We start from the raw sequence: 7,343 nt of genomic DNA on the forward strand, positions 1-7,343 counted from the left end.
CAGACTACGGCAGGGGTTCGACTCCGTTGGTTGCGGGTCCGTCCGGGGTCGCGGCGGCGCTCAGGAGGGGGTTGGTTCGGAGGGCTTCGTAGGTTGGCATTCGCGAGAGGACCGTTCGCATGAAGGGTTCGACGGGGCCGACCGCGGCTTTGCGCCACAGGTCGGTCACGTGGTCGTTGACGAGTTGGATGTAGCGCTCGCGTTCGAGGATCGGTCGTATCTCGTCCTGAGCGTCGGCGAAGGGCACCTGCCTGGCGTTTTCACGCTGCTCGACCAGTACGAAGTAGAATCGCCGCCCAATGGCGACGGGTTCGCCGGGCAGGCCGATCGGCTGGGCGAACGCCCGTTCGTCGATTTCCTGGTGGCGGTGGCTGCCCTGGGTGATCCAGCCGATATCGCCGGAGAGCTTGCGGAGCGATCCGGTCGAGAGGTCGGCGGCCACCGTCCGGAAATCCTCGCCGGCGTCCAGGCGCCGCTGGATCTCGGCCAGCCGCTGCTGTGCGAGGGCGGCCATATCCGCCGGCTGGGAGGACGCGGCGGCCAGGGCCGCTGGGTCCACCTCGATCAGCAGGACGTGGGCGCGCGCCGGATGCTGGAACTTGGGCTGGTGGGTCTGGTAGTAGTGCCAGAGCTCTTCGCGGGTGACCACGACCTTCGGGCGGATCTGCTCGCGGAGGTACTGCTGGTTGAGGATCTGCCGCCGGAGCTGGCTCCGCAGGGCGTCCATGTTGGAATCCCGGGCGATCAGGAGCTTTTCGAAGCGGACCGTCGAGCCCCCGGCCTCGCGGGCGACCATCTCCTCGACCGCCTTGTTCACCGCCTTTTCCAGCAGCGGATCCTGCTCTTCGGTCAGCCGGTTGGCTATCTGCTTGTAGAGCATGACCTCCGAGACCAGGTCGCGAAGGGTGTTGAACACCGACATGCCGACCCGCTCGCGGAAGCCCTGCTCGTCGAAGGTGCGGGCCAGCCGCTCCAGTTCGGGCCGGGCCCGGCGGATGACCTCGTCGGCGGTCAGGTTCTCGCCGCTGACCACCAGGACGCCGGCCTCGATCGACCCGGCGGGGCGGGTGGCGGGCGTCTGGCTGTAGGATAACTCATTGTGGCGACTGGTGTTACGCCAATCGGCGACCCGGCCCTCGCGGTCAGGCCCGTCCGATTTGGCCTTGGACCCGCATCCGCAGACCAGGAGGATCGCCGCCGCCGTCAAACCGGTGAAAATTCGCCGCATCATTGTACCGCCGTCAACTCTGTGCCTACAATTGGTGGTTATGCCGAAAGGGCCGATCGGAACGGGATCGGGGCGCCTGACCAGTTCATTATACCGGCTTGGCGTGGCAATACAATGGCCCCGAAACTGCACCGAAACTGGAAAATTATCATAGGATACGTCTTGACATGCCTTTGCGGCGTAAGTACTCTAACAGCTTTGTCAGCCGAAAGGCGTACCCAGCCGGCACAGGTCGTGTACAGGTAGAGGTATCGGTTTAAGGAGAACACGTTTGGCCAGTGAACTAGTGCGAGAACTGCTCGACGCAGGAATTCATTTCGGGCACCGGGTGAGCCGGTGGAACCCGAAGATGCAGCCCTATATCTTCGGCAAGCGGAACATGATCCACATTGTGGACATCAAGGAGACGTACAGGGGGCTGCTGCGGGCCAAGAAGTTCCTCACGCGGCTGGTCGCCGAGGGCGGCGACGTGGTGTTTGTGGGGACGAAGCGCCAGGCCAAGAACATCGTCGAGGCCCACGCCAAACGGTGCAACATGCACTATGTGACGGAGCGCTGGCTGGGCGGCACGCTGACCAACTTCCAGACCGTCCGCTCGCGTCTGGCCCGTCTCGAAGAGCTGGAACGGCTCGAGGATACCGGCGAGCTCCAGAACTACAGCAAGAAGATGATCTCGACGCTCCAGCGGGAGAAGAAGAAGATCAAGCGGAACCTGGAGGGCGTTCGCCGGATGAACAAGCTTCCGGCGGTGATGGTCATCTTTGACACCGGCTACGAGCACATCGCGGTGCACGAGGCCCGGAAGCTCAAGGTTCCGACCGTCGGTTTGATCGACACCGACGGCGATCCGGCGTTCACGGACATCCCGATTCCCGGCAACGACGACTCGATGCGGGGTATCGAGATCATCATGCGTGAACTGGCCGATGCGGTTCTCGAGGGTATGGCCGCGCGTCCGGAAGAGCAGCCGGGCATGGAAGGGCAAGGCGAAGAAGGCGGTTCGCGACCCGGTCGTCCGCGTCCGCGGCGTCGTCCTCCGGAGCGGACGGCTCCGGCCGCGAGCGAACCCGCGCCGCCGCCACCGCAGCAGGCTGCGCCCGCCGGTCCGTCGCCGTCGCCTTCGCAATCCCAGGTATCGCCCGAGGCGCCTGAGCAGGGCGAACCGCAGAGCTCGTAACCTCGCCGACGGCTGAGGAAGCGGGTTCCGATCACAAACATAGCGTGTCAGTAAGGAGTGGATTACCCATGGCTGATATTTCCGCCGCTTTAGTCAAGCAGCTTCGCGAATTGACGCAGCTTCCGATGATGGACTGCAAGAAGGCCCTTCAGGACGCCGAGGGCGACATCGTCAAGGCCCAGGACATCCTTCGGAAGTCGGGCGCTCTGGCGGCGGCAAAGAAGGCCGGCCGCGAAACGGCTGAGGGTCGGGTCGCCACGTTCGTGACGCCGGATCAGAAGGCCGCGGCGATCGTCGAGGTCCGCTGCGAGACCGCTCCGGTGGCCAACACCGAGGACTTCAGCCGGCTGTGCCGCACGATCGCCGAGCACCTGGCGACCACCAGCCAGTGGCCGGCCGACGTGCAGCAGTTGCTCGGCCAGACTGTCGCCTCCGAAGGCCGCACGGTTCAGGATCTGCTCAACGACATCATCAACAAGATCCGTGAGAACATGCAGCCGGTCCGCTTCGAGCGTCTGGCCGGCGGCGTGATCACCAGCTACGAGCACCACAACGGCCAGGTCGCCACGCTCGTGCAGTTCAATGGCCAGGACGGCGGGGTTACGCCATCCGACCAAGTGGTCCAGTTCGGGCGCGACCTGTGCATGCACATCACCGCGGTCAACCCCATGGCCCTGAGCCGCGAGGAAATCTCCGCGGCCGTGGTCGCCAAAGAAAAGGAAGTCATCGAGGCCCAGGTGGCTGAGCAGTCGAAGGGCAAGCCCCCGCAGATCGTCGAGAAGATGGTCCAGGGCAAGATCAACAAGTGGTACAACGAGATGGTGCTGCTCGAGCAGCCGTACGTCAAGGACGACAAGAAGAGCGTCCAGCAGGCGATCGACGAGTTCAACAAGGCTGGCGGCCAGAAGGTCGCCGTTAGCAAGTATCTCCGCTACGAGGTGGGGGGAACGGCCTAACCGCATTCGGGAGCGTTCATCATGGTCGGCTCAAGCCGGACATCATCCGACGACGACGCGGGTCCGCCATATCGTCGCGTCGTCCTGAAAGTGACCGGCGAGAGCTTCGCCCCGGTCGGCACCATTGGTCTTGACTTAGGTTACCTCGATCAGCTCGCCGAGAAGATCGTCTCGGCTGCGCGGATGGGCGTGCAGATCGCGGTGGTGGTCGGCGGCGGCAACCTGATGCGAGGGGCCAATCTGGCCGGGTCCAAGCTTGTCCGTCCGGTCGCCGCCCATCAGATGGGCATGATCGCGACCGTCATCAACGGTTCGGCGCTGGCGGAGGCATTGCACGCCAAAGGCCAGGCGGCCGTGTTGACGTGTTCGATGCCGGTCGGCAACTTCACCCAGTACTACTGCCCTCAGCGGGCTCAGGACGACCTGGAGGCGGGCAGAATCGTCATTCTGACCGGCGGGACGGGCAACGCCTTTGTCACCACCGACACCTGTGCCGCCATCCGGGCGGCGGAGTTGCAGGCCGACGCCCTCCTGAAGGCGACCAAGGTGGATGGCGTGTACACCGCCGACCCGGTCAAGCACCCGGACGCCAAGCGCTACGAGCGGCTTACCGCGGCTGAGGCCATCGAAAAGAACCTCGGCGTGATGGATCTGCCCGCGGTCGCAATCTGCCGACAGGCCCGCGTGCCGATCCTCGTGTTCAACTATCAGGAGAACGACAGCATCGCCGGCGTCCTGGCCGGCCGAGTCAAAGCCACGCAAATCACCGCCCAATGAGGAGACTGCCATGCCCGTAGATGACATTCAACTCGAAGCCGAAGCCTCGATGTCCGACGCGGTCGATTTCCTGAAGTCTGAACTGCGTGGCATCCGCACCGGCCGAGCGAGTACCGCGCTGGTCGAGCACATCCGGGTTCAATACTACGGCACGCCGACCGAGCTGCGCCAGATGGCCCAGATCAGCACGCCCGAAGGCAACCTGATCGTCATCAAGCCGTTCGACGCCAGCGTCCTGAAGGAAATCGAGAAGGCCATCCACGCCTCCGACATCGGCATCACCCCTTCGAGCGACGGGCGGGTGATCCGCCTCAACGTTCCGCCGCTCTCGGGCGAACGGCGTCGGCAGCTTGCCCAGCACGTCCGCCAGCTCGGCGAACAGGCCAAGGTCTCGATCCGCAACGCGCGGCGCGACGCCAACAAGCAGATCGACCAGGAGCAGAAGGGCGGCGATATCCCGGAAGACAATGCTGAGACGGCCAAGGAAGAGATCCAGAACCTGACCAAGAAGTACGAAACCGAGGTGGACGAGACCGCTGCGGCGAAGATCAAGGAGATCGAGGAGATATAGTCTCCTTCGGAAGACGGCGCGACTTCGTCTTGAAGTGGCACGGAGCACGCGGGAAGGAAGACATCAGAAGCCGGAATAGAAGAGATGCCGGTGCCGGCGGATCTGTACCACCCTCTGAATCGCGATTTTCCACATTGAATCGGCCTGTATGTGGGAATAAAATAATGGTTTCCCTTGTGCCTCAGGCACTTGGCAGAGCCGCAAATCTCTAGAGTATCCAGTTAGGAGCATCGAGAATGGCAGTCAGTCTCGCCGTCGTCGGGGCCACCGGGGCCGTCGGGCAGGAGTTCATCAAGGTCCTGGAACGCCGCAACTTCCCGGTGGGGCGGGTCAAGTTCCTCGCGTCCAGCCGTTCGGCGGGCAAGGAGGTACGCTTCAAGGGCCAGGCCCATAGCATCGAGGAACTGACGAAAAAGAGCTTCCAGGGCGTCGAAGTGGCCCTGTTCAGCGCCGGCGGGTCGATCAGCAAGGAATTCGCGCCGGCTGCGGTTGACGCCGGGGCGATCGTGGTCGACAATTCCAGCGCGTTCCGGATGGACCCGAACGTGCCGCTGGTCGTTCCGGAGGTCAACCCTCAGGACGTCGCAGAGCACCAGGGCATCATCGCGAATCCGAACTGCTCGACGATCATCATGGTCGTGCCGGTCTGGCCGCTGCACAAGGCCAACCGGGTTGTGCGGCTGGTGGCTTCGACCTATCAGGCGGCCAGCGGGGCCGGCTGGAAGGCCATGGCGGAGCTTCAGCAGCAGACGGCCGACGTGCTGGCGGGCAAGGCGCCCAAGCCGGTGGTCATTCCGCACGTCTACGCCTTCAACCTATTTTCGCACAACAGCAAAATCAGCGAGAACGGCTACAACGAGGAAGAGGTCAAGATGGTCAAGGAAACCCGCAAGATGTTCCACGACGAGCGGATCGCGATCACCGCGACCTGCGTGCGGGTGCCGGTGCTGCGGGCGCACAGCGAGTCGCTGAACCTGACCTTCGAGAAGCCGATGACCGAAGACCAGGTGCGGCAGATCCTCGCCTCGGCGCCGGGCGTCAAGATCGTCGATGACCGGCAGAAGAACTACTTCCCGATGCCGCTGGACGCTTCGGACCAGGGCGACGTGCTGGTCGGCCGGATCCGGCAGGATATCTCCCAGCCGGACGGCAGGGGGATCGACATTTTCATCAGCGGCGATCAGCTCCTCAAGGGCGCGGCCCTCAACGCCGTCCAAATCGCTGAGTTGCTTCCGGTGGTCAAAGCGGCCAAGGCGTAAGTTGGCTGATTGGGATGACGTGTAGGTGACCAAGGGCGATCCCAGGATCGCCCTTGTTGCTGTGTGGCCTTGAGATGATTGATGCAATCATCGTGTGTATTTGTCTCAGTATAAGCGATACTAATAACATCGATGTCCGAACGCAACATCAAAATCATCGTCGCCTACGAGGGCACCAACTACAAGGGTTGGCAGCGTCAGAAGGACGCGGTCACCGTCCAAGGCACGATTGAGGCCGCCCTTGCGGATATTATCGGACGTTGGGTCAGGGTTCATGGGGCCAGCCGGACCGATGCCGGGGTCCACGCCGAGAGCCAGGTGGCCCATTTTTACGTCGATTCGCCGATTCCGGATGAGGCGTTCGCGTGGCTGTTGAGCGGCCGGCTGCCCGGGGATATCGTGGTCCGGTCGGCCCGGACCGTGCCGCGGGATTTCGATGCGTCGACCGATGCGGCGTGCAAGACGTATCTGTACCGTTTTTACACCGGTAGGGTGCGCGAAGTGCAGTTTTTCCGCCGCCGCTGGCGTACCGGGACGGATCTGGACCCAGCCGCCATGCACCAGGCCGCCCAGTACATCGTTGGCACGCATGACTTTAAGGGGTTCGCCTCGGCCAAGGACATGCGCGAGACCACCGTCCGAACCGTCATGTCCGCCCGTGCCTGGCGGGTGGCGGACGATGAGATCGATTTCGAGATCACAGCCGATCGGTATCTCTACCAGATGGTCCGCACGCTGGCCGGCACGCTGGCGGAGATCGGCCGCGGACGCTGGCAGCCGGAGAAGATGGCCCAGATCCTGGCTTCGCGAGATCGGACGACGGCCGGGCCGACCGCGCCGCCGAACGGTTTGTGCCTGATGCACATTGAATATCACAAAAATCTCGCCATCCCACTTGACATCGGCGGCTGATCGCGGAGAATTAGGTCATACGCAACGCCCGGAGCGGATGTGGCGGAATTGGCAGACGCGCTGGCTTCAGGTGCCAGTGGGCTTACGCCCGTGGAGGTTCGAGTCCTCTCATCCGCATTGCCCGGCCATTCGGCCGAAATCCCTACGAAATTCCCCTTTAAGACCCCGACCTTTTCGCGCTCGTCAGACCGTTCAACAGGACGTACCGAGAGCATTGTGCGCCCGAAAGAAGGCCGCCTTCTCCCGGCACGATGATTGACACTGCCGGGAAGCCCTAAGGCCCGGCGGGATGGCAAGCTCGCCCGCCGAAAGACGGCTTTGAAGGCTGAGACGTTGCGGAATCCGTGTTTGTCCGCTGTGAGCCCAGGAAGCGTATATGGTACAATAAGGAGCCGAAATGTGAAAGCTCGGCTCGATGCAGCATTTTTCTCAACGTCCTATAATATATCTTATGTTGCATTGC

Annotated in this window: 7 protein-coding genes and 1 tRNA gene; 7 read left to right on the plus strand and 1 reads right to left on the minus strand. The window is 63.0% G+C overall.

Annotation, left to right across the window (positions count from 1 at the left end; translation table 11 throughout):
* Positions 1-4: 4 nt before the first annotated feature.
* Positions 5-1,228 (minus strand): hypothetical protein, encoded by a 1,224-nt coding sequence (locus GXY33_09965; GenBank protein ID NLX05458.1) that lies wholly within the window; start codon positions 1,226-1,228, stop codon positions 5-7.
* Positions 1,229-1,499: 271 nt separating this feature from the next.
* Here GXY33_09965 and rpsB point away from each other — a divergent pair, with 271 nt between their 5' ends.
* The 7 genes from rpsB to GXY33_10000 all read left to right on the plus strand — a co-directional run bounded on the left by rpsB (position 1,500) and on the right by GXY33_10000 (position 6,997).
* On the plus strand, positions 1,500-2,405 hold the full coding sequence (gene rpsB / locus GXY33_09970) for a 30S ribosomal protein S2 (GenBank protein ID NLX05459.1): 906 nt from the start codon (positions 1,500-1,502) through the stop codon (positions 2,403-2,405).
* Between the two features lie 68 nt (positions 2,406-2,473).
* Complete coding sequence (tsf, locus tag GXY33_09975) at positions 2,474-3,361, plus strand: translation elongation factor Ts (protein ID NLX05460.1); 888 nt, start codon at positions 2,474-2,476, stop codon at positions 3,359-3,361.
* Positions 3,362-3,382: 21 nt separating this feature from the next.
* Positions 3,383-4,138: a uridine monophosphate kinase gene (locus GXY33_09980; protein NLX05461.1), complete on the plus strand. Its 756-nt coding sequence runs from the start codon at positions 3,383-3,385 to the stop codon at positions 4,136-4,138.
* A 10-nt stretch (positions 4,139-4,148) separates the two neighbouring features.
* Entirely contained in the window at positions 4,149-4,709 is a 561-nt protein-coding gene (frr, locus tag GXY33_09985) for a ribosome recycling factor (protein NLX05462.1), read from the plus strand.
* A gap of 236 nt (positions 4,710-4,945) precedes the next feature.
* A complete protein-coding gene (locus tag GXY33_09990; protein ID NLX05463.1) occupies positions 4,946-5,968 on the plus strand; it encodes an aspartate-semialdehyde dehydrogenase in 1,023 nt (340 codons plus the stop codon).
* Positions 5,969-6,100: 132 nt separating this feature from the next.
* Positions 6,101-6,880 (plus strand): tRNA pseudouridine(38-40) synthase TruA, encoded by a 780-nt coding sequence (truA, locus tag GXY33_09995; GenBank protein ID NLX05464.1) that lies wholly within the window; start codon positions 6,101-6,103, stop codon positions 6,878-6,880.
* Between the two features lie 33 nt (positions 6,881-6,913).
* Positions 6,914-6,997 (plus strand) — tRNA-Leu (locus tag GXY33_10000).
* Positions 6,998-7,343 lie beyond the last annotated feature (346 nt).

This window comes from Phycisphaerae bacterium (assembly GCA_012729815.1).
Lineage (GTDB): Bacteria > Planctomycetota > Phycisphaerae > JAAYCJ01 > JAAYCJ01 > JAAYCJ01.

Coding starts and splice junctions, on each gene's coding strand:
- GXY33_09965 (NLX05458.1), bottom strand. CDS start 1,228: ATGCGGCGAATTTTCACCGGTTTGACGGCGGCGGCGATCCTCCTGGTC.
- tsf (NLX05460.1), top strand. CDS start 2,474: ATGGCTGATATTTCCGCCGCTTTAGTCAAGCAGCTTCGCGAATTGACG.
- GXY33_09980 (NLX05461.1), top strand. CDS start 3,383: ATGGTCGGCTCAAGCCGGACATCATCCGACGACGACGCGGGTCCGCCA.
- frr (NLX05462.1), top strand. CDS start 4,149: ATGCCCGTAGATGACATTCAACTCGAAGCCGAAGCCTCGATGTCCGAC.
- GXY33_09990 (NLX05463.1), top strand. CDS start 4,946: ATGGCAGTCAGTCTCGCCGTCGTCGGGGCCACCGGGGCCGTCGGGCAG.
- truA (NLX05464.1), top strand. CDS start 6,101: ATGTCCGAACGCAACATCAAAATCATCGTCGCCTACGAGGGCACCAAC.